The sequence below is a fragment of the Pedobacter rhodius genome (assembly GCF_027213645.1).
GTDB lineage: Bacteria > Bacteroidota > Bacteroidia > Sphingobacteriales > Sphingobacteriaceae > Pedobacter > Pedobacter rhodius.
Map to the genome: position 1 here is coordinate 103514 of NZ_JAPWGL010000004.1, position 25901 is coordinate 129414.

Consider the following 25901-nt stretch of genomic DNA (forward strand, 5'->3'; position numbering starts at 1 on the left):
CAAATATACGGCAAATTATCTTAAATTTTAAATGCATACCGGTTCAAAAATTCTGTTTACAATATCATTATAAAAGAAAATGAACTCGAAATGAAAAAAGCCGCAATTCATTGCGGCTTTAAAAACATCTTAGCATTTATAGGAATTAAATCACACTTAATTCTTTTCCAACTTTTGTAAAGGCTGCAATGGCCTTATCCAGGTGATGTTGCTCATGTGCCGCAGATAACTGCACACGGATCCTTGCTTTACCCTGAGCTACAACGGGATAGAAAAATCCGATAACATAAATACCTTCATCAAGCATTTTTGCTGCAAACTCCTGAGCAATTTTAGCATCATACAGCATAACCGGAACAATCGGATGAAATCCAGGTTTAATATCGAAACCTGCTTCAGTCATTTTTTCGCGAAAATACCTGGTATTGCTTTCCAGCTTATCTCTTAATGATGTAGTTTCACTCAGCATATCTAAAACTGCAATTGATGCACCTGCAATCGCCGGAGCTAAGGTATTTGAAAATAAGTATGGGCGTGAACGCTGACGCAGCATATCAATAATTTCTTTTTTACCAGAAGTAAAACCGCCAGATGCGCCACCAAGCGCTTTACCCAAAGTACCGGTAATGATATCAATTCTATCCATTACGTTAAAATGCTCGTGCGTACCACGGCCGGTTTTGCCGATAAAACCAGAGCAATGCGATTCATCAATCATAATTAATGCTTCATATTTATCTGCCAAATCAGCAATTTTATCCAGTGGTGCAACAGAACCGTCCATAGAGAAAGCACCGTCGGTAACGATAATTCTATGTCTGCAAGACGAAGCTGCGATTAGTTGTTTTTCCAAATCTTCCATATCCGTATTTTTATAACGGAAACGTTGCGCTTTACATAAACGAACACCGTCAATAATCGATGCATGGTTTAATTCATCAGAAATAATGGCATCCTCTGCATTAAATAATGGTTCAAAAACACCACCATTGGCATCAAATGCCGCTGCATATAAAATTGTATCCTCAGTACCTAAAAATTTTGAAATCTTGGCTTCAAGTTCCTTGTGTACATCTTGTGTTCCACAGATAAAACGTACAGAAGACATTCCATATCCGTAATCATCTATTGCTTTTTTAGCCGCCTCGATGACTTTCGGGTGAGATGATAGACCTAAATAGTTATTTGCACAAAAATTAATTACATCTGCACCCCCACTTACTTTGATATCCGCACCCTGAGGTGTTGTAATAATTCGCTCGCGTTTAAATAATCCTGCATTTTGAATTTCTTCTAATTCTTTTTGAAGAACAGGCTGTAATGTTTTATACATGGCTTTTATTGGTTGATTTACGCTCAAAGTTATAAAAAAGGGTGAAAGAATATGGTTTGAAATGTAAAATGGAAGATGGATTTTAAAAAGGACAATCCGTTAAAGCAACCCATTCCAAACCTATTTATTTTCATGATTAACAAACTTTAACATGTAAATATGTGTATAGTGTTAAAACTTATTCGATATTTATAGCTTAACTGGTCAGCACTTATGATAAAAATCTACGCACTCTTAATCTTTTGTTCCCTCGGCAACTTTGCATTTTCACAACAATTTACGGTTTCGGGTACGATAAAAGATATTAGCGGGCAACCTGTTCCATTTGTGTCGGTATATTTAAAAAATACAACTAAGGGAACTTCAGCAAATGTTGATGGTAAGTACGAAATTAAATTAAATAAAGGTGAGCAGGCCTTAACTTTCAAGGCAGTCGGTTATAAACAACAAGACCAAATTCTGAATATTACGGCTTCTTCAATTTTAAACATTTCATTGGTGCCGGAAACCTATACCTTAAACAATGTAACCATTAAGGCGAATGCAGAAGATCCGGCTTATGCAATTATTCGCAAGGCGATAGAAAAGCGCAAAGTTCATTTGGAGGAAGTAAAATCATTTAATTGCGATGTTTACATTAAAGGTGTACAACGTTTAAAAAGTGCGCCAAAAAAGTTTATGGGCCAGGATATCAGAAAAGTAATGGAACTTGATACCAACCGTAGAGGCATTATATACTTATCCGAATCTCAAAGTAAGTTTAGTTTCAGAAGGCCAAATGATGTTCATGAAGAAATGATTTCATCGAAAGTAGCCGGCAGAAACAATGCATTCAGCTTTAACAAAGCTTCAGATTTGATTATAAACTTTTATGATAATTATTTACTGGAAAATAAATTAAGCGCCAGGGGATTTATATCGCCTATTGCTGATAATGCATTGTTTTATTATAAATACAAATACCTGGGCGAAACAAAAGAAAATGGTGAAATAATAAATAAAATAGAAGTTATTCCACGCCGGCCTAATGATCCGGTTTTCAGAGGTATTATTTATATTATCGAAGATAGCTGGAGAATTTACAATACGGATTTATTTCTGACAAAAAGCGCGGGAATTAATTTTATTGATACTTTAAACATTAACCAGCAATTTACCAAAGTTGAAGATGTTTATATGCCTACAGCTATAAATTTCCAGTTTAACGGAAATGTTTTAGGGTTTAAGTTTGCGGGTTATTTTGTAGGTGTTTACAGTAATTATGATATTAATCCGGTTTTTTCTAAAAACTTTTTTAGCGGAGAAATTTTAAAAATCACCAAAATGGTGAATAAGAAAGATTCGATTTACTGGAATAACAACCGGCCGATTCCCCTTACTCCAGATGAGCAAATAAATTATGTTGTTAAAGACAGTATTGCAAAAAGAAAGGAATCTAAAGCCTACCTCGACTCGCTGGAAAAAGAAAATAATAAGTTTGGTATCGGAAAATTACTGTTAAGAGGTTATAGCGTTAACAACAGGTATGATAGTGTTTACATCTCATTTGATCCGGTGTTACGTGCTTTAATTTATAATACTGTAGAGGGCTTTGCTATAAAATATGGTGTTACTTATCGAAAAGTATTTGGCGACAGACGTTCGTACAGCATCAGACCTGAATTAAGATATGGATTTGCTAATCAAAAATTAACCGGAAGTTTATCCGGCACTTACTACTATAACCCTCTTAAAAGGGCGAGTATTGGTGCTTCATTCGGAAATGGAATTTTCGACTTAAACAATTTAGGGTCTATGACTAATTTCGGATATGCAATTAACGCACTGTTATACGAGAAAAATTTCTCTAAATTCTATGAAAAAAGTTTCGTGAATCTAAACACTACAAGAGAATTGGCAAGTGGTTTACAAGGCTCTTTAAGTTTTGATTATTCAAAGAATCATACCTTAACCAATACAACTGATTTTAAATTTTTTGATAATAAAAGCAGGGAATTTACATCGAATAATCCTTTTACACCGACTACTGAAACGCCATTGTTCCCAACATATACATCCGCCAGTGCGTCTGTAAGTTTAACTTATACCATTGGTCAGAAATACATTACGCGTCCGGATGGTAAGTTTTATACTGAATCGCGGTTTCCAAGAATAAACATTTTATATAAAAAGGGTTTTAACGGACTTTTCGGCAGCGATATAGATTACGATTTTGTTAAGGCAGAAGTGTACCAGGACAGAATTGGTTTAGGCCTTTGGGGTTACACATCTTTTTTAGTGGGTGCAGGAAAATTCATCAACAACAGCAAAATATATTATCCTGAATATAAACATTTCGCCGGTAATATCTCGACCATTTTTCCGCCTAACCTGAGGAAGTTTCAGTATTTGGAGTTTTACCAATTCAGTACCAATCAACAATATTTTGAAGCGCATTTAGAACACAATTTTGCGGGTTTCTTTTTAAACAAAGTGCCCTTATTACGGAAAGCCAAGCTGGAAGAATTTATTGGGGGCGGTTACTTATCATCGCCGGAGAAAAGAAATTACAAGGAATTTTATTTTGGATTACAACGTTTAGTTTTAAGGGCCAGCTATGGTTTTGCTTACGACGGCGCTAAAAAGATTTCGCAGGGGTTTCGAATCAGCTATAAATTTTAACATGGATGATGTAATCATGGAAAATGGCTGATGGATACAAAGTCTATCCGTCATTTTCCATTTTCCCTCTTACATCTTACATTTTCCATTCTCCATTTTCCCCTTTTCCATCTTCCATAATTTCCCTATCTTTGCTCCGCTTTAAACGCCGTTTGCAACGGTATCAATGCATTATGAAAAGATATCAAACATTACTCTACTATTGCTATAGTTACATAGCGGATGCAGAACAATTCGCTGCAGATCACCTTAAATTTTGTAAATCACTGGGTTTAGTTGGCCGGATTATCGTCGCCGATGAAGGCTTAAACGGTACGGTTTCGGGTACGGCTGAAGCTTGCGAAGCTTATATGAAAGCCGTACATGCTGATGAAAGATTTGCAAAAACAGAATTCAAAATCGATGATGTGGAAGAACCTTCTTTTATTAAAATGCATTGTCGCTATAAATCAGAAATTGTTCATTCTGGCTTAAGAGACACTTCGATCATTAATCCGAATAAAAAAACGGGTAAACACCTGGAGCCTGTCGACTTCATGAAAATGAAAGATGATGAAGATGTTATAATTTTAGATGTTCGTTCTAATTATGAGCATAATCTGGGCAAATTTAAAAATGCAGTTACGCTTGATATAGAAAACTTCCGCGATTTTCCCGAGCAGATAAATCAACTTGCGCAATACAAAGACAAAAAGATTTTAACGTATTGCACCGGCGGTATCAAATGTGAAAAGGCATCTGCATTACTTCTTCATCATGGTTTTAATGATGTTTACCAATTACACGGCGGCATTATAAAATATGGAAAAGAAGCTGGCGGAAAAGATTTTGAAGGCAAATGCTATGTGTTTGATAACCGGATTGCTGTGGATGTAAACGCCGTAAATCCGTCAATCGTTTCAGTTTGTTTTAACTGTGGAAAAACTACACCGAAAATGATTAATTGCGCAAATCCGGAGTGTAATGAGCACATTACACAGTGTGATGACTGCGGCGAAGAGTTAGAAGGTTGTTGTTCGGTTGCCTGCACGACGAATCCTCGTAAACGCCCATACGATGGTACAGGCTATTATGTAAAAGTTCCTCAGCCTGTTGGTAAGAAAACCGAAGTTATTGATTAGTAGACAATAATGGTTGATAGACAATGGTCAATAGTCGATGGCTAATGGTTTATGCGCCCAGGCAATTAACCATGAACTGAAAAAATAATCAACCTTTTACCGAAAAGCCATATATTTATTCAAACAATAAAGTATGGCATTCAAATTTGAAGACTTAAAAGTTTGGCAAATTACTCTAAAACTAAGCAACGAAATCGACTTAATTACAAAGGAATTTCCTAAAATTGAGTTATTTAGCTTAAGTAGTCAAATAAAGAAAGCGGCTGATTCTGTAAATCTAAATATCGCCGAGGGATGTATAGGTCAATCCAAAGCAGAGTTCTCCAGATTTCTTACTTATTTTATTCGTTCAGGCCTTGAAGTTGTGAGTTGTCTTTTTATGGCGCTTGCTAGAAAATACATTTCGGAAGATGTTTTTAAAAGACTTTATAACGAATATGAACAACTCTGTAAAATGATTTCAAAACTTAAAACATCTTTATAAAAATACTGTATTATTAGGATCGAATGCGATTAAACTATTGACCATTAACCATCAGCCAAAATAATTTATGCGTGCAGCATTAACCGTTTTTTTCCTTTTTGTGTCCAATACATTCATGACTTTGGCCTGGTATGGCCATTTAAAATTCAAAGAAATGGAGTGGAGTAAAAGTCTTGGTTTGATTGCGATCATTGCAATAAGCTGGGGCATTGCCCTATTCGAATATATATTTCAGGTGCCCGCAAATAAATATGGTTTCAGGGAAAATGGCGGCCCTTTCAGCTTGATGCAGCTAAAGGTAACTCAGGAAGCGGTATCTATTACAGTTTTCCTCATTTTCTCGATCTTGTTTTTCAAGACTGAAAAAATTGCATGGAATCATATTGTGGCTTTTTGCCTCATTATCCTGGCTGTTTTCTTTGCTTTTATCAAGAAATAATTCAATTTAATATCTTCCCTTTATTTTTATTTACTTTGTGTAATAAAGGTTTACCACAATTTACACATGCGAAAAATATTAAGCTGCCTTTTATTACTTTCAATCTTTTCTTTCAAATCCATATACGCTGCCGATATAAAAAGTATCGGCGTTCCCTACATAGAAAATTATTCTAAAGCCATTTATGCTTCAGGTAATCAAAACTGGAGTGTTGCTAAAGATAAAAACGGCGTAATGTATTTCGGTAATACCGAAGGGCTATTAACTTACGATGGCCGTTATTGGCAGAAATATAAAATGCCAAATAATCAGATTGTCCGCTCGGTAGCTACAGATGATAATGGTAAAATTTATACCGGCGGCTTTGGCGATTTTGGATATTGGTCTTTTCAGCAAAACAAACTAAAATATACTTCCCTAACCGGTCTTATTCCTAAAAACAATCAACTAAAAGATGAGATTTGGAAAATTCACATTTATGGTAGCCGGATTATCTTTCAATCGTTTAGTACCATTTATATTTATGCCAACGGAAAAATTACCATCTTAAAAAACGCCGGTAATTTTCTTTTCTCCTACAAAATCGGCAATCGATTTATTGTCGAAAACAAAGGTTTATACGAACTTAAGGGCAATAAACTGGAATTTATACCGGGAAGCGATGTCATCTGCAAAACCGGGGTTTTATCTATTTTACCATTTCAGGAAAACAAGCTAATCATCGGAACCGGGAAAAACGGATTATTCATATTCGACGGCATAACTTTTAAACCTTTTAATACGCCTGCAAATTCTTTTCTTTCTGCCTTTCAGTTAAACAACGGTGCTAAAATTCTTGGAAAGTATTATGCTTACGGAACAATCTTAAATGGGATTATTATTATTGATGAAGCCGGGAATATCATCCAACGGATTAACAAATCGAGCGGCTTACAAAACAATACCGTATTAAGTTTATATAATGATAATGAGCAAAACCTTTGGGCTGGTTTAGATAATGGCATTGATAGAATAGAACTTAATTCGCCGCTTTATTTTTACTTAGATAAAACAGGTGTTTTCGGTACAGTTTACTCCAGTGTTATTTTTAAGGGAAAAATTTATCTCGGTACCAACCAGGGTCTATTTTATAGCGAATGGAAAGAAGGGAATCAATTTTCGACATTAAACTTCAGGCTGATAGCAAATTCGCAGGGACAGGTTTGGGAGTTAAATATAATCGACGGTCAGTTATTATGTGGACACAATAACGGCACATTTAATGTTGTTGGCGATAAAATTGAAAAACTTACAACTTATAGCGGAGGCTGGACCATTAAAAAACTAAATAGTAATCCAAACCTCCTCATTCAGGGAACCTATACCGGCTTGCTCCTCTTTAATAAAAATAGTCAGGGTAAATGGCAATTTTATAAAAAAATAGCCAATTTTAATGTTCCGTCAAGATATGTAGAGCAAGACAGCAAGGGTGAGATTTGGGTTAGTCATGCATACAAAGGCCTTTATAAATTAAAATTGAGCAGCGATTACAGTACCGTTATTTCCAATAAATATTATGATGAAAAAAATGGCTTGACAAGCAATTACAATCTTAATTTATTTGTTCTGGAAGATAAGATTGTATTTGCCAGCGATTCAGGTTTCTATACTTATGATAATATCAGCGATAGATTTTCAAAATATAGCATCCTGAATAAAGCATTGGGTTCATTTGCTTCATCAAATAAAATTATCAATGCCGGCGCTAAAAAGTATTGGTTTATTAACCATGGTAAAACAGCTTTAGCCGATTTTAGCGAGCCGGGCAAAATATCTATTGATTCTAACCGCTTCAGCATTCTTGATGGGAAGATGGTTCAGTATTATGAAAACATCAGTCGCATCAGTAATTCTATTTATCTAATCAGTGTTGACGATGGATTCGTTTTTTATAATGCGAACCAGAAAATACTGGCGCAGTCAAATAAAATTCAGCAAAATGTATTAATCAGACGGATTGAAGACATAACAGACAAATATTCGATTATAAGTGAAAATGGTAATGACGGTTCGGAAATTGAAATTAAGAATAGCCGGAATAACATCCGGATTTCCTTTTCATTGCCCTATTACCGGCAGGCGAAAATAAAATTCCAGTATTATCTTGAAGGCTATTCAAAAGACTGGTCTGACTGGAGCTATGCAACTCAAAAAGATTTTACAAATCTGAGCAGCGGTAAATATATATTTAAGGTTCGTGCTAAAATAGATGATTCGGCTATAAGTGGAATTACAACCTTCGAATTCACGGTGCTTCGGCCATGGTATTTAAGCAATTGGGCTTTATTATTCTACGCGATAGCTTTTGCCTTTGCGTTGATATCAGGAAAGAAAATATATGAGCGTAAACTTAAAAAAGACAGTCAGAAAATAAGCGACCGGTTACAAGCTGAACAGGAGGAGATTTTAAAACAGGAAACAGAAGCTAACGAAAAGCAAATCCATAAGTTACAAACCGAAAAACTTCAGGCTGAACTGGCGTCCAAAAATCGTGAGCTTGCAAATTCAGCTATGACACTGGTCTATAAAAATGAGCTGTTACAAAAACTCAGCGAGGAGATTTTAAAGCTTAAAGATGAGAATGGGAAAAAACTCGCAGACGACCAGGTTCGTAAAATTCAGAAGGTTATTAATGATGGGATGAATGATGAACGGGACTGGAACTTATTCGAAAACAGTTTTAACGAAGCACATGAAAGTTTCTTTAAAAAGCTAAAAATAAATCACCCAGATTTAGTGCCGAACGACCTTAAGCTTTGCGCTTATTTACGAATGAATATGAGTAGTAAAGAGATGTCATCCTTATTAAATATTACATTAAGAGGAGTTGAAATCCGGAGGTATCGGTTACGTAAAAAACTTAACGTTCCTCATGATAAAAATTTAACAGAATTCCTGATGGAACTTTAGTTTTTCCTTAAATAGCCATCTAAATTTTTTCGGGAACGTTTGCATGCGATTTGATTTTTAACGCTAAATTAATATCATTCGTAATTTTAGCACTACATCATTACCTCTCATAAGGCTTTTTTCTTCAGTCAAAAACACTTGGTGTACTTTATACACTTGTGTAGGTACCATTAATCTATCAGAACTTCAAAAACTGCGTTTTCAGCCTGTTTCAGCATTTGGTATGCAAATTTGAGATACCACATTTTGCTACATGATGTATTAATGTAGGGGTAATTCCACTTGCATAACCAAAAAAACTACCTCACTTTAGATTAACAATTAAACTAAATTTTAATAAAGCATGAAAAGAATCTTTACAAGAATTTCTGTTCTGGCCGTATTTTGTTTACTCGCAATTAACGTAGCATTTGCGCAAAACATTACTGTAAAAGGTAGGGTATCAGATGGCGGAGATAAAACCACCATTCCAAGCGTAAGCGTATTAGTTAAGGGAACACAAAATGGTACGCAAACAGATGCATCAGGAATGTATAGCATTAGCGCCCCGGCAAATGCAATACTGGTATTTACTTACCTGGGCTATACGACACAGGAAGTTCCTGTTAATAACAGAACAACCCTTAATGTTGAATTGGCTTCTTCCTCTCAACAATTAGATCAGGTTGTCGTAGTTGGTTACGGTACGCAAAGAAAAGTTGATGTTACAGGTTCTGTAGCAACAGTAAAAGGAGAAGAAATTTCTAAACAAGCATCTGTAAATCCAATCAGTGCATTACAAGGAAAAGTGGCCGGGGTATCTATCACGAATACTGGTGCGCCAGGTTCATCTCCTCAGATTACCATCCGCGGTACAGGTACAATTTATGGTAATACAGGCGTGTTATATGTTGTTGACGGGGTTTGGTATGATGATGTGAGCTTTTTAAATCCAAGCGACATCGAAAACCTAAGTATTTTAAAAGATGCATCGTCGCAATCTATTTATGGTATCCGTGCAGCAAATGGCGTTGTTTTAATCACAACCAAGAAAGGTAAAACAGGCGAACCGGTTATTACCTATAATGGTTCAATTGGTTTTAAAGCCGTTACCAATCAGGTTGAAATGGCTAACGCAACAGAATATGCAACGATTATTAATGAATTATCTGCATCAAACGGCGCAAATCCTTTATTTGCAAATCCTTCCTCATTCGGTACCGGAACGAACTGGTATAATCAGGCATTCAGAAATGCCTTACAAACCAATCATCAGGTTTCAGTAAATGGCGGTACAGAGAAAACAACTTATAATTTCTCTTTAGGTTACACAAATGAAGATGGAATTGTAAAAACACAAAACTACAAACGTTATACGGCAAAACTTTCTAATGATTTTCAGGTTTTAAAACCCTTAAAAATAGGTTATACCGTTTCAGGAACTGCTATTAACACCAATGATATAAATGATGGCATTTTCCGCCAGTTATATACAGCTGGCCCTGTTGTTCCAGTTTATTATGCAGATGGAAGTTACGGCGATGCGAATGATTTTAGCTTAGGTGGTGGTAACAATTTTAATCCTCAGGTTACATTAGATTATTTTAACCAAAAGACTAAAAACTATCGCTTTAATGGTAATGTATATGCAGAATTAACTGTTGCTAAAAACTTTACATTCAGAACAAGTGCAGGTGGAGATTTTGGTCAAAAAGAAATAATAGGTTATACGCCACTTTATGCGGCAACTCAAGGCCAAAGAACTACTCAAAGTACTTTAAAAATTGAAAGAGAAGAAACCAGAAACTGGATATTAGAAAATACTTTAACTTACAAAAATACATTTGGTGATCATAACTTAACCGTTTTAGCTGGTACAACCGCCCAAAGAAGAAAGTTATATAATATTTCTTCAACCGCATTTGATGTTCCTTATTCTAGTGACGGCGATTTATACTTATCATTAGGAACTGCAGCAACACGTACTGTTGTCGATCGTGGTAGTTTATCTACATCAGCATCTTATTTTGGTCGTATTAATTACTCTTATAAAGACCGTTACCTATTAAATGCAACAATCCGTAGAGATGGAGCTTCTCAATTTTTTGGAGGAGGAGATTTATGGGGTAATTTCCCGGCGGTTGGTGCAGGTTGGGTAATCAGCAGTGAAGAGTTTATGAAAGAACAAAAAGTAGTTAACTACTTAAAGTTAAAAGGCTCGTGGGGTAAAGTCGGTAATGCAGGTGTACCGGTTAACCCAACGACTTTAACGGTTTCGCAAGGTGGTGATCTGGTTGCATTTTTTAATGGGGTAGGTTATACAGGTGCAAATATTAATTCTTTGGTACCATCATTTTTAAACTGGGAACGTACAACTGGGACTGATATTGGCATTGAAGCAAAATTTTTAGATAATCGTTTAACTATCGAGACAGGTATTTACAACAAAAAAACGGAACAGGCTATTTTCGAGATTCCAATTTTAAGTTCAATTGGTACAGCATCTGGATCATTAATTGGTAACCAGGCCGATTTTCAAAATCGTGGCTTCGAATTTTTAGCTACTTATGCAGATAAATCAAAAAGTGGTTTTAGTTATTCTATAAGTGGAAACATTGGCATAAATAACAACAAAGTATTATCAGTTGTAACCGGATTAAACCCAATTTATGCAGGCGGTGCAGGCATTGCAAATGGTGCTTTATCAACTCGCACCATTCAAGGTGGTGCAATTGGAGAATTTTTTGGCTATAAGGTAGCTGGCATCTTTCAAACTGCTGCAGAGATTACAGGTTCTGCCCAGCCAAGTGCTAAACCTGGTGATTTTAAATACGTTGACCAAAATGGAGATAAAATTATTGATGGTAAAGACCGTGTGGTTTTAGGTAATCCTAATCCTAAATTTAGTTATGGTTTAAATACATCATTCGGTTATAAAAACTTCGATCTATCTCTAGATATACAAGGTGTTGCAGGTGTTGATGTATATAATGCAAATATCGCTTACCGATTTGGTAATGAAAACTTTAGTAAAGATTTTTATGATAACAGATGGCATGGTGCAGGAACCTCTACCACTTATCCATCGGCTGCTGTTGGTTCAACAATTAATGCTGCACCAAACTCATTCTACGTGGAAGATGGTTCATATATCCGTGTTAGAAATGTTCAATTAGGCTATGCATTACCTTCATTGTTAACAAGCAAATGGAAAATGCAAAGGGTTAGGGTATTTGTTGATGCACAAAATGCCATAAACATTTTCGGTTATAAAGGCTTTACGCCTGAAATCGGTGGTTCACCAACAAATGCAGGTATAGATGCTAGTGTTTATCCGTTATCAGCAACCTATAGATTCGGTCTTCAAGTTACTTTCTAATAAATAAAGCAATGAAAATTTATAAAAATAATTATATACAAAAGATTGGACTTATTGCTTTATGCTCCGGTCTGTTCGTATTACCTGCATGTAAAAAAAGTTTTTTAGATGTAGATCCTCAAGCGCAACAACCTGCTGTTACCTTCTGGAAAACACAGGATGATGCTACAAAGGCAGTTAATTCTATTTATGGAATTTTGCGTAGCAACGATAATACAGGCTTCTCTGCTATAGCCATAGAAAGCGTTGGTGGAGATGATGCTGAAAAGGGTAGCGACCCAAATGATGCAAGTTATTATAACAATTACGATGATTTTTCAGTTTCTTCTACAGAAGGACAATTACAAGGCTTTTGGAATGGTCAATACAAGAATATAAACTTGTGTAACCAGGTTTTAGATAACATTCCTGCAATTAGTATGGATGCAAACCTTAAAGCTCGTTATTTAGCAGAAGCTAAATTTGTTCGTGCCTATTCTTATTTCAGGTTAGTTCGTGCTTATGGGGATGTGCCCTTACGGTTAAATGTACCGAAAGATGCGTCCGAATTTAATCTTCCTAGAACACCCAAAGCGCAAGTTTGGGCGGCTATTGAAAAAGATTTGAATGAAGCAGCAGCAGTATTACCTCAAACTTATCCATCGGTTGATTTAGGACGTGCTACAAAAGGTGCGGCATTAGCTTTACATGCAAAAGTTGCAATGTATCAGCAAAAATGGGCTGATGTACTTTCTTATACTAATACAGTTATGACAATGGGTTACGATTTGTTCCCTAATTATGAGCAGAGTTTCCGTCTTAACAACGAAAATAACATCGAATCGATATTTGAAATTCAATGTGAAATAAATGCAAGTATACCGGGTTCAGCAACTTCTCAATATAGCCAAATTCAAGGCGTAAGAGGAACTGTTGCAGGCTATGGACTTAACGTGCCAACCGCCGCTCTAAATGCCGCTTATGAGGCGGGAGACGTAAGAAGAGATGCGACAATCATCTACAGAGGCGAAACCACGCCTCAGGGTGATGCTATTCCCGTTTCTGTACCAAACCCAATGTATAGCCAAAAACCTTATGTTCCTTTTAACTTAATTAATACAAGCTTTAACCAGGGCGCACAACAAAACGTAAGGGTTATTCGCTTTGCCGATGTTTTGCTAATGAATGCTGAAGCAGCAAATGAACAAGGAAATACAACTTTAGCTAAAACTTCTTTAAATCGCGTTCGTGCCCGTGCAAGAGGCGGTGTAGCCGGTGTTTTACCTGATGTTACAACTTCAGACAAAGATGCTTTACGTCAGGCAATCTGGAAAGAAAGATTTGTAGAATTAGCCATGGAATACGATCGTTATTTTGATGTAATTCGCCAAGGCCGTGCGGCTACTGTTTTTGGGCCTAAAGGCTGGAAAGCTAATAAGAATGAAGTATGGCCTATACCATCTAATGAAATCGACAAAAGCGCAGGCACATTAACTCAAAACCCAGGTTATTAATCGCTAAATTTTAATAGAAATGAAAACAAAATATTTTTTATTGATGGTATCTGTTGTAACCTTGGGGTTATCATCTTGCCAAAAAGAATTTGATCCATCTACTTATGCTCCGGCGTTAAATATTGGCGGATTTACTAGCTCGAAGCAAATCGCAGCTACAAACTTAGCGGCTTATTGGGCTTTTGACGGTAGTTTAATTGATAGTGTATCAAATGGTGCTGGAGTTAATACAGGCACAACTTTTGCCACAGGTATTAAAGGTAAGTCGTTACAAGGTGCAACAGATAGTTATTTTTTATGTGCGCCTTCTGCGAAGGTTTTAAGTTTAAAAAGTTTCACCATTACAGAATGGGTTAATACACCTCCACCATCAAATGGAATTATTGGTCTTTTCAGTCTTTCTAATAAATCTCAGTTTTGGGGAAATTTAGAAATTTTCGTAGAAAATGGTAGTACCAATGATAATGCTACCTTAAAAATTGTATTTATTAATAATGGAACAGGTGATAAAACCTATACCGCTAGCAACGTTGTAAATTTCTTCGGTAAATGGAATGCGCTTTCCGTTTCTTATGATGAAACAACTTCAACAGTAAAAGTATACGTTAATGGCTCAAGAGTAAGTTCGGGTAAACTTGACGGAATAACGGGTCCTTTAAATTTTGTTAATTCTGGAAACCTGGTTTTCGGTACAACTCAATTTATGACAACACCGAGTCAAACAACAAGCCATTCAAAAGAGCCTTGGGCTAGTTTTTTAACTGGTCGATTGGATGAAGTTAAAATTTTCAACAAGGCATTATCTGATGAAGAAGTTGGATACTTGGCTAAATTAGAAGGAAGAGGAAAGTAAACTACCTGATTTCCTAATAATAAAAGGCAATTAAACGATAAAGGGTTGTCAAATCTGACAACCCTTTTTAATTATATGTAATGTCAAAAATATCTCCCTACTTTTTAATTCTTTTACTTTTTGTTTTTGCATGCAAAAAGGGTGATACACCAACTCCGGTCGACCCGCCTGTTACGCCTACATCTTTTTCATTTTCCGATTTAAAAGTAAACGGCACCTACACGGGTTTTACCTATTACGGATTAAACAACGTACCTGTTGTTAAAATCACCTTTTCATCTCCTATAAATTTATCTTCCGTTGCCGGAAATATTACCCTTACTGATGCAGCAGGAACAATAACTGCATTTACTTCAACTTTAGAGAACAACGATAATACGCTTGTAATTACGCCGTCGGCGGCTTTACAAGCGATTACAAAATATACATTAACCGCCAATACCGGATTGTTGTCAAAAACCGGCAGTAAACTCCAAAGCGGTATTACCGTTAACTTAATTACAGCGGTAGATGACACCGATAAATTTGCGAGAATAAGCGATGATGAATTGCTGACACTGGTTCAAAAACAAACGTTTAAATACTTCTGGGATTTTGGACACCCGACAAGTGGCTTGGCCCGTGAAAGGAACACATCTGGCAATACGGTTACTTCAGGTGGTTCCGGGTTTGGAATCATGGCACTTGTTACAGGCATCAGCCGTAATTTTATCACCAGGGCTGAGGGCTTAAGCAGGATGCAGAAGATAGTCGCTTTCCTGAAAACAGCAGAACGTTTTCATGGCGCTTATCCGCATTGGCTGGATGGAAATACAGGTAAAGTTATTCCTTTCAGCACAAAAGATAATGGCGGCGATTTGGTCGAAACCTCTTACCTGATGGCCGGGTTAATCACAGCCCGTCAATACTTTAACGGAACCGATGCCAACGAAACCGCATTAAGAACTGACATTAATGCCATTTACAATGGCGTGGAATGGAGTTGGTACCGCAAGGATAACAGCAGTACACTTTACTGGCATTGGAGTCCAAATTATAACTGGGATATGAATCTACCGGTAAAAGGCTGGAATGAGTGTCTGGTCACTTATGTTATGGCTGCCGCATCTCCTGCTTATTCCATTCCAAAAACGGTTTACGATGCTGGCTGGGCTCAAAATGGTGCCATGAAAAATGGAAATACCTATTATGGTGTACAGCTGCCTTTAGGTCCGGCAAATGGTGGTCCCTTATTTTTTGCCCATTATTCATTTATGGGTATTAATCCGAAGGGTTTAACGGATGCCTATGCAAATTATGAAACGCAAACCAAGGCACACACGCAGATTAATTATAATTATTGCGTTGCAAATCCGATGGGCTTTTATGGTTATGGCACAAACTGCTGGGGATTAACCGCCAGCGATATTAATGGTGGTTATACGGCAAGCGCTCCTGGCAATGATGTAGGTGTTATTGCACCAACGGCAGCATTATCATCTTTTCCGTACACGCCAACCGAATCCATGCAGGCACTAAAATATTTCTATTATAAACTTGGTAATAAAACCTGGGGCGATTATGGCTTTTATGATGCTTTTTCTTTACAGAATCAGTGGTTTGCCTCCTCAACACTTGCTATCGACCAGGGACCAATAATTGTGATGATTGAAAATTACCGCTCAAATTTAATCTGGAACTTATTTATGAGTGCACCCGAAGTAAAAGCGGGTATGCGCAACCTGGGTTTTAGCAGTCCGAATCTTTAACCTTCTTTCTGTAAAATGAAATTTACATTCCGAATTCTTCTCGTTATTTTAATTACTTCAGGTATCCAATGTACAACTGAAGCACAAACCTTTGAAACGATAAAAGCTGCTCCTCCGATTAAAAAAGGCTTATCAGATGATGCCCTACTTGATGTAGTTCAGAAACAAACTTTCCAATATTTCTGGGATGGCGCTGAACCAAATTCAGGTGCAGGAAGAGAACGTTACCATGCCGATAATATTTACCCGGAAAATGATAAAAGCACGGTAGCAACCGGTGCAACAGGCTTTGGCCTTATGGCAATTTTAAGCGGGATCGACAGAGGTTACGTATCAAAAAAAGAAGGCTTTGACAGGCTAAACAAAATTTTAACCTTTTTAGAAAAAGCCGATCGTTTTCACGGTGCATGGCCGCACTGGATTCATGGTGAAACCGGAAAAGTTCGCCCGTTTGGCAAAAAAGATAATGGTGGCGATTTGGTTGAAACTTCTTTCGTGGCACAAGCTCTAATCTGTATAAAAGAATATTATAAAAACGGAACAGCAGAAGAAAAAACACTCGCTAAAAAAGCAGATGAGCTTTTTAAAGGAATTGATTTTAGCTGGTACAGAAACGGTAGCCAAAATGTACTTTATTGGCATTGGTCGCCGGAATATGCATGGCAAATGAACTTTCCTGTAAAAGGTTATAACGAATGTTTAATTATGTACGTTATGGGAGCCGCCTCTCCTACCCATACCATTCCCGCGGAAGTTTACCATGAAGGCTGGGGCAGAAATGGTGGCATCAAAGCAAATTTTAAAGTTTATGGCCATCCATTTACGATGGATTATCAGGGACAAAAAAATTCAGTGGGACCCTTATTCTGGGCACATTATTCCTATTTAGGTTTAAATCCGAAAGGCTTAAAAGACAGATATGCCGATTATTGGGCAAATAATGTAAACCATACGCTGGCCATTCATGATTATTGTATTGCAAATCCAAAAGGTTTTAAAGGATACGGAACAAATAGCTGGGGTTTAACTGCGAGTTATTCCGTAACAGGTTATGCCGCACATAACCCACAGGAAGATTTTGGCGTGATTTCGCCTACCGCGGCAATTTCCTCTATTCCTTATACACCTAAAGAATCCATTAAAGTTATCAGGCATCTCTATGAAGATTTGGGGGATAAAGTTTGGGGGAAATATGGCTTTTACGACGCTTATTCTGAAACAGACAACTGGTATCCGAAAAGATATTTAGGTATTGATCAGGGACCAATGGTTGTCATGATAGAAAATTACAGATCGGGTTTGCTTTGGAAATTATTTATGCAGAATCAGGATGTAAAAAATGGTTTAACAAAGCTAGGATTTGAAAGCCCTGATTTAAAATAAAAAGGCCACAGATTCGCAGATTAAAAAATAAAATTAGAAGAGGATAATAGAATATAATCTGTTAATCTGTGGCAAAAAAGCAATGAATTTGAAGCGAACAATATGAAAAAAACCATACTTACACTTTTCTGTTTAATATCTTTTTTTGCTGCTTTCGCTCAAAAACAAAAAACCTACTGTAACCCGATTAACATCGACTACGGTTATACACCATTCGAATCCTTTACTGAATGGGGCAGACATCGTGCAACGGCAGACCCGGTTATCGTTAATTATAAAGGCGATTTTTATTTGTTCAGCACCAATCAGTGGGGTTACTGGCACAGCCCCGATATGTTAAACTGGAAATTTGAGGAGCGTAAATTTCTCCGTCCCTGGAATAAGACTAAAGATGAACTTTGCGCACCTGCAGTAGGTATTTTAGGTGATACGATGGTTGTTTTCGGAAGCACTTATACCAAAAACTTTACTTTGTGGATGAGTACAAATCCGAAAGCCAACGAATGGAAACCTCTTGTGGATTCGTTGGAAATCGGCGGTTGGGATCCTGCATTTTTCACGGATGATGATGGCCGTTTTTACATGTATAACGGCAGCAGCAACAATTATCCGGTTTACGGCGTAGAGCTGGACAGAAAAACTTTTAAACCCATCGGAACCCGGATGCCCATGTATATTTTAGAATCATGGCGTTACGGCTGGCAGCGTTTCGGCGAAAACATGGATAATACCTTTCTCGATCCTTTTATAGAAGGCGCCTGGATGACAAAACATAATGGCAAATACTATTTTCAATATGGTGCGCCGGGAACAGAATTCAGCGGTTATGCGGATGGTGTTGTTGTTGGCAGTAAACCACTTTTTTATGATAGTCCGTTTACACCGCAGTCTGATCCTTTAAGTTTCAAAGCCGGCGGTTTTTCGCGTGGCGCAGGTCATGGTGCAACGTTTCAGGATAACAGTAAGAATTACTGGCACGTTTCTACAAGCATTATTTGCGTAAAAAATACCTGGGAGCGAAGAATTGGTATCTGGCCTACTGGCTTTGATAATGATGATGTAATGTGGACCAATACAGCGTTTGGCGATTATCCGCTTTACTTACCCTCCGAAAGAAAAGAAGGCGGACCAGCCGGACCGGGATGGATGTTGATTAATTACAAAAAGCCGGTAACTGTTTCTTCTACTTTAGGCGCATTCAATGCAAATAATGCAGTTGATGAAAGCATAAAAACGTATTGGAGCGCAAAGACTTCCAATAACGGCGAATGGATTCAAACCGATCTGGGCAGTTTAGCTACCGTTAATGCCATCCAGATTAATTATGCCGATCAGGATGCAGAATTTATTGGCAAACAGATTGGAATCTACCACCAGTATAAAATTTTATCATCCATCGATGGAAAGAAATGGACAACACTGGTCGATAAAAGCCAAAACAAAACGGATGTTCCTCATGATTACATCGAATTGGAAAAACCTGTAAAAACAAGGTTTATAAAAATGGTTAACATTCACATGCCTACCGGAAAATTTGCAATAAGCGGCCTGCGCGTTTTTGGTAATGGCAACGGTACTAAACCTGGAGAAGTAAAAAACTTAATTGTTTTAAGAACTGAAAAAGATAAGCGTAGTGCGTACATCAAATGGCAACCCGTTGATAATGCATTTGCATACAATTTATACTATGGCACTGCACCCGATAAACTTTACAACTGCATTATGATTCACGATCTTAACGAATATTGGTTCAAGGCGATGGATTTAAAGAAAAAATATTACTTCAGCATTGAAGCGATTAATGAAAACGGCGTATCTAAAAAAACAGCAATAAAAGAAGTTGATTAAAAAAGAATAACACACAATATAATGAGAAAAGCGAACATACTATTTAGTTTAATACTTGCTTTAGCGCTAAACCTATCCGCGCAGACAAAAAAGCCGGTTTCCGCTGAAGAAGCAAAAATGAATACCTTTATCAGCAACCTGATGGCGAAAATGACCGTTGATGAAAAAATTGGTCAGCTGAATTTACCTAGTTCGGGCGATATTACCACCGGACAGGCGAATAGCAGCGATATTGGTAAAAAAATCAGAGCCGGGCAAGTTGGCGGACTCTTTAATATAAAAGGTGTTGAAAAAATTGCAGCTGTTCAAAAAGTCGCTGTGGAAGAAAGCAGGTTAAAAATTCCTTTGCTTTTTGGTATGGATGTTATTCATGGTTACAATACCGTTTTCCCCATTCCATTAGGCATGAGTGCAACCTGGGATATGTATGCTGTGGAGAAGTCGGCAAGAATTGCAGCAATTGAAGCGAGTGCAAGCGGAATCAACTGGACCTTTTCACCAATGGTTGATATCTCACGCGATCCAAGATGGGGAAGAATTTCAGAAGGAAGTGGTGAAGATGCTTTCTTAGGTTCTGCAATTGCAAAAGCAATGGTAAAAGGTTACCAGGGTGATTTAAAAGCAAACAATCAGATTTTAGCCTGTGTAAAACACTATGCATTATACGGTGCCGCTGAAGCTGGTCGCGATTATAACACCACAGATATGAGCAAAGTGCGCATGTATAACGAGTATTTACCGCCTTATAAAGCTGCTGTGGATGCAGGCGCTGCAAGTATTATGGCATCGTTCAATGAAGTTGATGGTATTCCGGCTACCGGAAGCAAATGGTTAATGACCGAGGTTTTGCGTAACCAATGGGGTTTTAAAGGCTTTGTTGTAACAGATTACACCGGTATTCCTGAAATGATTGCACATGGAATGGGCGACTTACAAACCGTTTCGGCTTTGGCTTTAAATGCTGGTGTAGATATGGATATGGTTGGTGAAGGTTTCCTTGGAACATTGAAAAAATCGTTAGCAGAGAAAAAAGTAAGCATTGAGCAAATTAACCGCGCCTGTCGTTTAATCCTTCAGGCAAAATACAAACTGGGTTTATTCGAAAACCCTTATAAATTTTGTGATGTAAAAAGAGCAGAAAACGAAGTTTTTACGCCTCAAAACCGTGAAGCGGCACGACAAATCGCTGCCGAAAGCTTTGTATTATTAAAAAATCAGAATAATGCATTGCCCCTAAAAAAATCGGGAACAATAGGTTTAATCGGCCCGTTGGCAGATAATACCGCCAATATGTATGGTACTTGGAGCGTAGCAGCTTTATTCGATAAATCGGTAACCGTTTTACAAGGTATGAAAAATGCTTTGGGCGAAAATGCTAAGATTTTAACTGCCCGTGGCGCTAACTTCCTCGCCGATTCAGTTATGGAACACCGCTATGTTAACATTCACAATAATACTTATACACGTGATTCGAGAACTGAAGAAGAACTAATAAAAGAGGCTGTTAATGTAGCTAAAAAATCGGATGTTGTCGTTGCTGTGTTAGGTGAAGGTTCGGAATTTACGGGTGAGAGCAGCAGCGTAACTGATATTCAGATTCCTGAAACCCAGAAAAACTTGTTAAAAGCTTTAGCTAAAACAGGTAAACCTGTTGTATTGGTTCTGTTTACCGGTCGTCCATTAGCCTTAAATTGGGAAAATGAAAATATCCCAGCAATATTAAACGTTTGGTTTCCCGGAAGTGAGGCTGGGAATGCCATTGCTGATGTACTTTTTGGTGATGTAAATCCTTCAGGTAAATTAAGTGCCACTTTCCCGCAAAACGTTGGTCAGGTTCCGATTTTTTATGCGCACAAAAATACCGGCCGCCCGCTTGACGAAGGAAAATGGTTTGAAAAATTCCGTTCCAACTATTTAGATGTAAGTAACGAACCGCTTTATCCATTCGGTTACGGATTGAGCTATACCACTTTCAGTTATGGCGATATAAAATTAAGTTCAAATACCTTAACAAAAGGTAAAAGCATTACGGCAACAATCGCTGTTACAAATAACGGCGCTGTTGGCGGTAAAGAAGTTGTACAACTTTACACCAGGGACTTGGTTGGGAGTATCACCCGCCCTGTGAAAGAGCTAAAGGGCTTTCAAAAAATATACCTGAAAGCCGGGGAAACAAAAAATGTTACTTTTTCAATTTCAGAACAGGATTTAAAGTTCTATAATTCAGAATTAAAATTTATTGCCGAACCCGGCGATTTTAAAGTCTTTATTGGCTCAAATTCCAGAGATGTTAAAGAAGCCGCCTTCAGCCTGAAATAAATTTAATACTATTTTGGTTAGACCCCGGACTATTGTATAATGGCCGGGGTTTTTTATTTTTGTAAGATGAAGAAAATATTTCTAACCATATTCATGATGGCTTTTGTATTTATGATGAAAGCTCAGGATTTCAATAAATATGATAAGGGCAATTTCATAAAGGGTAAAGATTCTATTTCTTACAGAATTCTTTTTCCGGAAAATTTTAATCCCGCTCAAAAATATCCGATTGTATTCTTTTTACATGGAAGCGGTGAAAGGGGGAATGATAATGAAAGTCAATTGGTTCATGGTGGTAAATTATTTTTAAAGGATGATATTAGAAAGAATTTTCCGGCAATTGTTGTTTTTCCGCAATGTCCGGCAAACGATTATTGGGCAAATGTAAATATTGCACCGAACGGACAAGGCAAAAGAAGTTTCAGTTTTGTTGAAGGTGGAAAACCTACAAAAGCCATGCATGCCTTACAGGGAATGGTAAAAGATTTTCTTAAAAAGCCTTTTGTAAATAAAGCACAAGTCTATGTTGGCGGCTTATCTATGGGTGGTATGGGTACTTATGAATTGCTACGCAGACAAAGAAAAACCTTTGCCGCAGCAATTGCCATTTGTGGCGGCGATAACACTAATAATATAGACAAATATAAAACTGTGCCCTTATGGATTTTTCATGGCGGTAAAGACGATGTTGTTGATCCGGCCTTTTCAATAGCAATTTCTGAGCGTTTAAAAACCGTTGGCGATGAGGTAAAGTTTACGCTGTATCCATTGTCAAATCACAACAGCTGGGACAGCGCTTTTGCTGAACCGCAATTATTACCGTGGCTGTTTTCACATAAAAGATAAAACTTAAACCTCGCAGGTTTTCAAAACCTGTGAGGCTTAAACATTTATTCAGCCATGTTGTGGTAAACGGCCTGAACGTCATCATCTTCTTCTAATTTATCAATCAGTTTCAACACATCAGCGGCCTGTTCTTCGGTAACTTCGTGATGTGATAGAGCGATGCGTTCTAATTTAGAACTTTTTAATTCGATACCTTTTTCTTCTAAAGCTTTTTGCAGCGAACCAAAGTTTTCGAAAGCACCTTGAGCAACTGCAACATCATTTCCTTCTTCATCAGCTTCTACGTATAATTCTTCCAAGCCAGCATCAATTAACTCAAATTCTAGTTCTTCTAAATCCAGCCCTTCTGCGGGTACAAACCTGAAAACAGATTTACGGTTAAATACAAAATCCAATGAACCTGTTTTACCTAACGAGCCGTCTGTTTTGTTGAAATAACTACGAACATTTGCAACAGTACGGTTTGTGTTATCCGTAGCCGTTTCGATTAAAACAGCAACGCCATGAGGTGCATAACCTTCATAAACAATTTCCTCATAGTTTGCCATCGATTTATCAGAAGCACGCTTAATAGCTGCCTCCACCCTATCTTTAGGCATATTCACAGCTTTTGCATTTTGCATTGCCGTGCGTAAACGCGAATTGGTTTCAGGGTTTGGACCTGATTCTTTTACAGCCATCACAATATCCTTACCGATACGGGTAAATTGTACAGCCATTTTAGACCAACGCTTAAATTTTCTTTCTTTTCTAAATTCGAATGCTCTTCCCATTTTGTAGTATCAAGTATTTAGTATCAAGTATTTAGCATCAAGTATCAAGACCGGGCATTTTATCCCAAACCTTTAAATCCTATATCCTAAACCTTCTAACCTAGTTTTGCTTTCAGCTTTAGTCTTTCCGCTTTTAGCTTTTCTTTAAATTATTTAACATATCAATTGTGAGTTTCGATAAATCGAACTCCGGTTTCCAGTTCCAGTCTTTTCTGGCAACGCTGTCGTCAATAGAACGAGGCCAGCTGTCTGCAATTTGCTGACGGGGATCTTTATCACTGTAAGTTAATTTAAAATCAGGGATATGTTTCCTGATTTCCGTTGCTAAAATTTCAGGCGTAAAACTTACACCGCCAAAATTATAACTGCTTCTAACCGAAATCTGGTTTGCAGGTGCATCCATCAACTCAATTGTACCACGAATGGCGTCATCCATATACATCATCGGCAATTCAGAACCTGCATTTAAGAAACTTTGATAACTGCCTTTTTTTAGTGCTTCGTGAAAAATATGAATCGCATAATCAGTGGTTCCGCCACCCGGGGCAGCTTTCCAGCTAATTAAACCTGGATAACGGATACTTCGTACATCCAGACCATATTTCTGATGGTAATATTCGCACCAACGTTCACCTGCCAGTTTACTGATTCCATAAACCGTATTCGGGTCCATAGTACAGTATTGTGGTGTATTATCTTTCGGCGAGTTCGGCCCGAAAACCGCAATAGAACTCGGCCAGTAAACTTTTGCAGTTTTATATTCCAGCGCTAAATCCAAAACGTTTAATAAGCCGTTCATATTCAAATCCCAGGCAAGTTTAGGATTTTGCTCACCAGTTGCTGATAATAAAGCAGCCAATAAGTAAACCTGCGTTGGCTTATATTTCTGGAAAATAGCTTTAATCATTTCCTTATCCAGAACGTTAACAAATTCAAATGGTGCAGAATTTTTTATATCATAATCCGGCCGGCGAATGTCGCAGGCAACAACATGATCATCACCATATATTTTACGTAACATGGTTACCAACTCAGTTCCTATTTGTCCGTTCGAACCTAAAACAACTATATTTTCCTGCATATTCTTTCTAAAGATTGGGCAAAGTTAAAAAAATGGCATAAAAGGCTATAAAATATTTACACTAAGTTATTTGCCTTACAAATTGTATAATACTTAAGCTTCTGCCATGAGTTTTTACATATTACGGTATTTCTCTGAATGTAAAGAAAATTAATTTTATTATATTTAACTTGTATTTAAAACAGGTTATGAAATCTATCCAGCAGGTATTATTTAGATTTATCAAGTAAAGGAAACGCAGCTGCTCATTTTATTGTATAAAGATTAACCAGTGTTTAAATAAATTGTGTCCGGTAATAGGTAATTTGGTTAGTAATCAATAAATAATTTAAAAAAATGAATATACTAAACCTTGTAGTTGTATGTATTCGCACGTTAATTATTAATTAGCGTTACGCGTATGCTTTACAAGAAGTAAATTTACTGTTAAAATACGATTAGGCACATTTAGACAAAGAAAAAACCCTTTATTTAGAATAATTCCACCCGGTAACAATCACATTGCAGAAAATTTATTTAGACTATTTTTAACAGTTTTTATCCCATATTTTTTCTATTATTACCAACCAATATATAGATAACCAATATATAAAAAACACATAAACGATGCATAGAAGAGAAGCACTAAAAAACGTTGCATTTTTGCTGGGAGGCGCAATTTCAGCAAGTACAATGGGCGTTTTGTTTGAAAGTTTTACGCTCCCTGAAAATGAAAAAAACTTTGTATCCTACTCCTTACAGGATGAGAAGATTTTCGCTGAATTTGCTGATATTATTGTTCCCACGACAAAATCATCTGCGGGTGCAAAAGCAGCAGGGCTGGGCAAGTTTATCCCCATGATGATGCAGGATTGTTATCCTGCTGAAATGCAAAGCTCATTTGCAAAGGGTTTTAAAGAACTTCAGGCAAAATCAATGAAAGATTTCGGGAAAAGCTATATTACTTTAACCGTTCCGGAAAGAACGAAATTGATGGTCGACTTAAGAGCAATATCACTGGCTAATAAAGAAACCAAATCCGACGAAAACAAAGATTTGGCATATTTCTTTACCACCGCCAGGGATTTAACTTTATTGGGCTATTATTCTTCAGAAATAGGCTGTACGAAGGCAAGGGAATATGTTCTTGTTCCTGGAAGATACGATGGCAATGCGCCATTAAAACCAGGTCAAAAATCTTGGGCAACTAGCTGATTTCTAAATACAACAACA

At 37.2% G+C, this 25901-nt stretch carries 17 protein-coding genes; 14 read left to right on the top strand and 3 right to left on the bottom strand.

What is annotated here, in order from left to right; genetic code table 11:
* Positions 1–145 precede the first annotated feature (145 nt).
* The gene (gene kbl / locus O0931_RS14810) at positions 146–1333 is read right to left on the bottom strand and encodes a glycine C-acetyltransferase (RefSeq protein ID WP_269416364.1); all 1188 of its coding nucleotides are present in this window, start codon (positions 1331–1333) and stop codon (positions 146–148) included.
* Between the two features lie 213 nt (positions 1334–1546).
* On the opposite strand from kbl, the gene O0931_RS14815 reads away from it, so the two are divergent.
* The 13 genes from O0931_RS14815 (at position 1547) to O0931_RS14875 (ending at position 22835) form a co-directional block, all read left to right on the top strand.
* Positions 1547–3994: a DUF5686 and carboxypeptidase regulatory-like domain-containing protein gene (locus O0931_RS14815; RefSeq protein WP_269416365.1), complete on the top strand. Its 2448-nt coding sequence runs from the start codon at positions 1547–1549 to the stop codon at positions 3992–3994.
* 173 nt (positions 3995–4167) lie between these two features.
* Positions 4168–5115 (top strand): oxygen-dependent tRNA uridine(34) hydroxylase TrhO, encoded by a 948-nt coding sequence (gene trhO / locus O0931_RS14820; RefSeq protein ID WP_269416366.1) that lies wholly within the window; start codon positions 4168–4170, stop codon positions 5113–5115.
* A gap of 133 nt (positions 5116–5248) precedes the next feature.
* Positions 5249–5599 (top strand): four helix bundle protein, encoded by a 351-nt coding sequence (locus O0931_RS14825; RefSeq protein WP_269416367.1) that lies wholly within the window; start codon positions 5249–5251, stop codon positions 5597–5599.
* Positions 5600–5666: 67 nt separating this feature from the next.
* Positions 5667–6038, top strand: coding sequence for a DMT family protein (locus O0931_RS14830; RefSeq protein WP_269416368.1), 372 nt, complete (start codon positions 5667–5669; stop codon positions 6036–6038).
* Positions 6039–6104: 66 nt separating this feature from the next.
* Entirely contained in the window at positions 6105–8987 is a 2883-nt protein-coding gene (locus O0931_RS14835; RefSeq protein ID WP_269416369.1) for a helix-turn-helix and ligand-binding sensor domain-containing protein, read from the top strand.
* 343 nt (positions 8988–9330) lie between these two features.
* Positions 9331–12345, top strand: a complete 3015-nt coding sequence (locus O0931_RS14840) for a SusC/RagA family TonB-linked outer membrane protein (protein WP_269416370.1) — start codon at positions 9331–9333, stop codon at positions 12343–12345.
* An 11-nt stretch (positions 12346–12356) separates the two neighbouring features.
* Complete coding sequence (locus O0931_RS14845; RefSeq protein WP_269416371.1) at positions 12357–13838, top strand: RagB/SusD family nutrient uptake outer membrane protein; 1482 nt, start codon at positions 12357–12359, stop codon at positions 13836–13838.
* A 19-nt stretch (positions 13839–13857) separates the two neighbouring features.
* Positions 13858–14691 (top strand): LamG domain-containing protein, encoded by an 834-nt coding sequence (locus O0931_RS14850; RefSeq protein ID WP_269416372.1) that lies wholly within the window; start codon positions 13858–13860, stop codon positions 14689–14691.
* Positions 14692–14771: 80 nt separating this feature from the next.
* Positions 14772–16439, top strand: coding sequence for a glucoamylase family protein (locus tag O0931_RS14855; RefSeq protein ID WP_269416373.1), 1668 nt, complete (start codon positions 14772–14774; stop codon positions 16437–16439).
* A 15-nt stretch (positions 16440–16454) separates the two neighbouring features.
* The gene (locus O0931_RS14860; protein ID WP_269416374.1) at positions 16455–17822 is read left to right on the top strand and encodes a glucoamylase family protein; all 1368 of its coding nucleotides are present in this window, start codon (positions 16455–16457) and stop codon (positions 17820–17822) included.
* A 102-nt stretch (positions 17823–17924) separates the two neighbouring features.
* Complete coding sequence (locus O0931_RS14865; protein WP_269416375.1) at positions 17925–19670, top strand: discoidin domain-containing protein; 1746 nt, start codon at positions 17925–17927, stop codon at positions 19668–19670.
* 21 nt (positions 19671–19691) lie between these two features.
* Positions 19692–21989, top strand: coding sequence for a beta-glucosidase BglX (gene bglX / locus O0931_RS14870; RefSeq protein WP_269416376.1), 2298 nt, complete (start codon positions 19692–19694; stop codon positions 21987–21989).
* Positions 21990–22055: 66 nt separating this feature from the next.
* On the top strand, positions 22056–22835 hold the full coding sequence (locus O0931_RS14875) for a carboxylesterase family protein (protein ID WP_269416377.1): 780 nt from the start codon (positions 22056–22058) through the stop codon (positions 22833–22835).
* A 44-nt stretch (positions 22836–22879) separates the two neighbouring features.
* Here O0931_RS14875 and O0931_RS14880 read toward each other — a convergent pair whose 3' ends face one another.
* On the bottom strand, positions 22880–23608 hold the full coding sequence (locus tag O0931_RS14880) for a YebC/PmpR family DNA-binding transcriptional regulator (RefSeq protein ID WP_056094831.1): 729 nt from the start codon (positions 23606–23608) through the stop codon (positions 22880–22882).
* A gap of 133 nt (positions 23609–23741) precedes the next feature.
* Positions 23742–24689, bottom strand: coding sequence for an NAD-dependent epimerase/dehydratase family protein (locus O0931_RS14885; protein WP_269416378.1), 948 nt, complete (start codon positions 24687–24689; stop codon positions 23742–23744).
* A 606-nt stretch (positions 24690–25295) separates the two neighbouring features.
* Here O0931_RS14885 and O0931_RS14890 point away from each other — a divergent pair.
* A complete protein-coding gene (locus O0931_RS14890) occupies positions 25296–25883 on the top strand; it encodes a gluconate 2-dehydrogenase subunit 3 family protein (RefSeq protein ID WP_269416379.1) in 588 nt (195 codons plus the stop codon).
* Positions 25884–25901 lie beyond the last annotated feature (18 nt).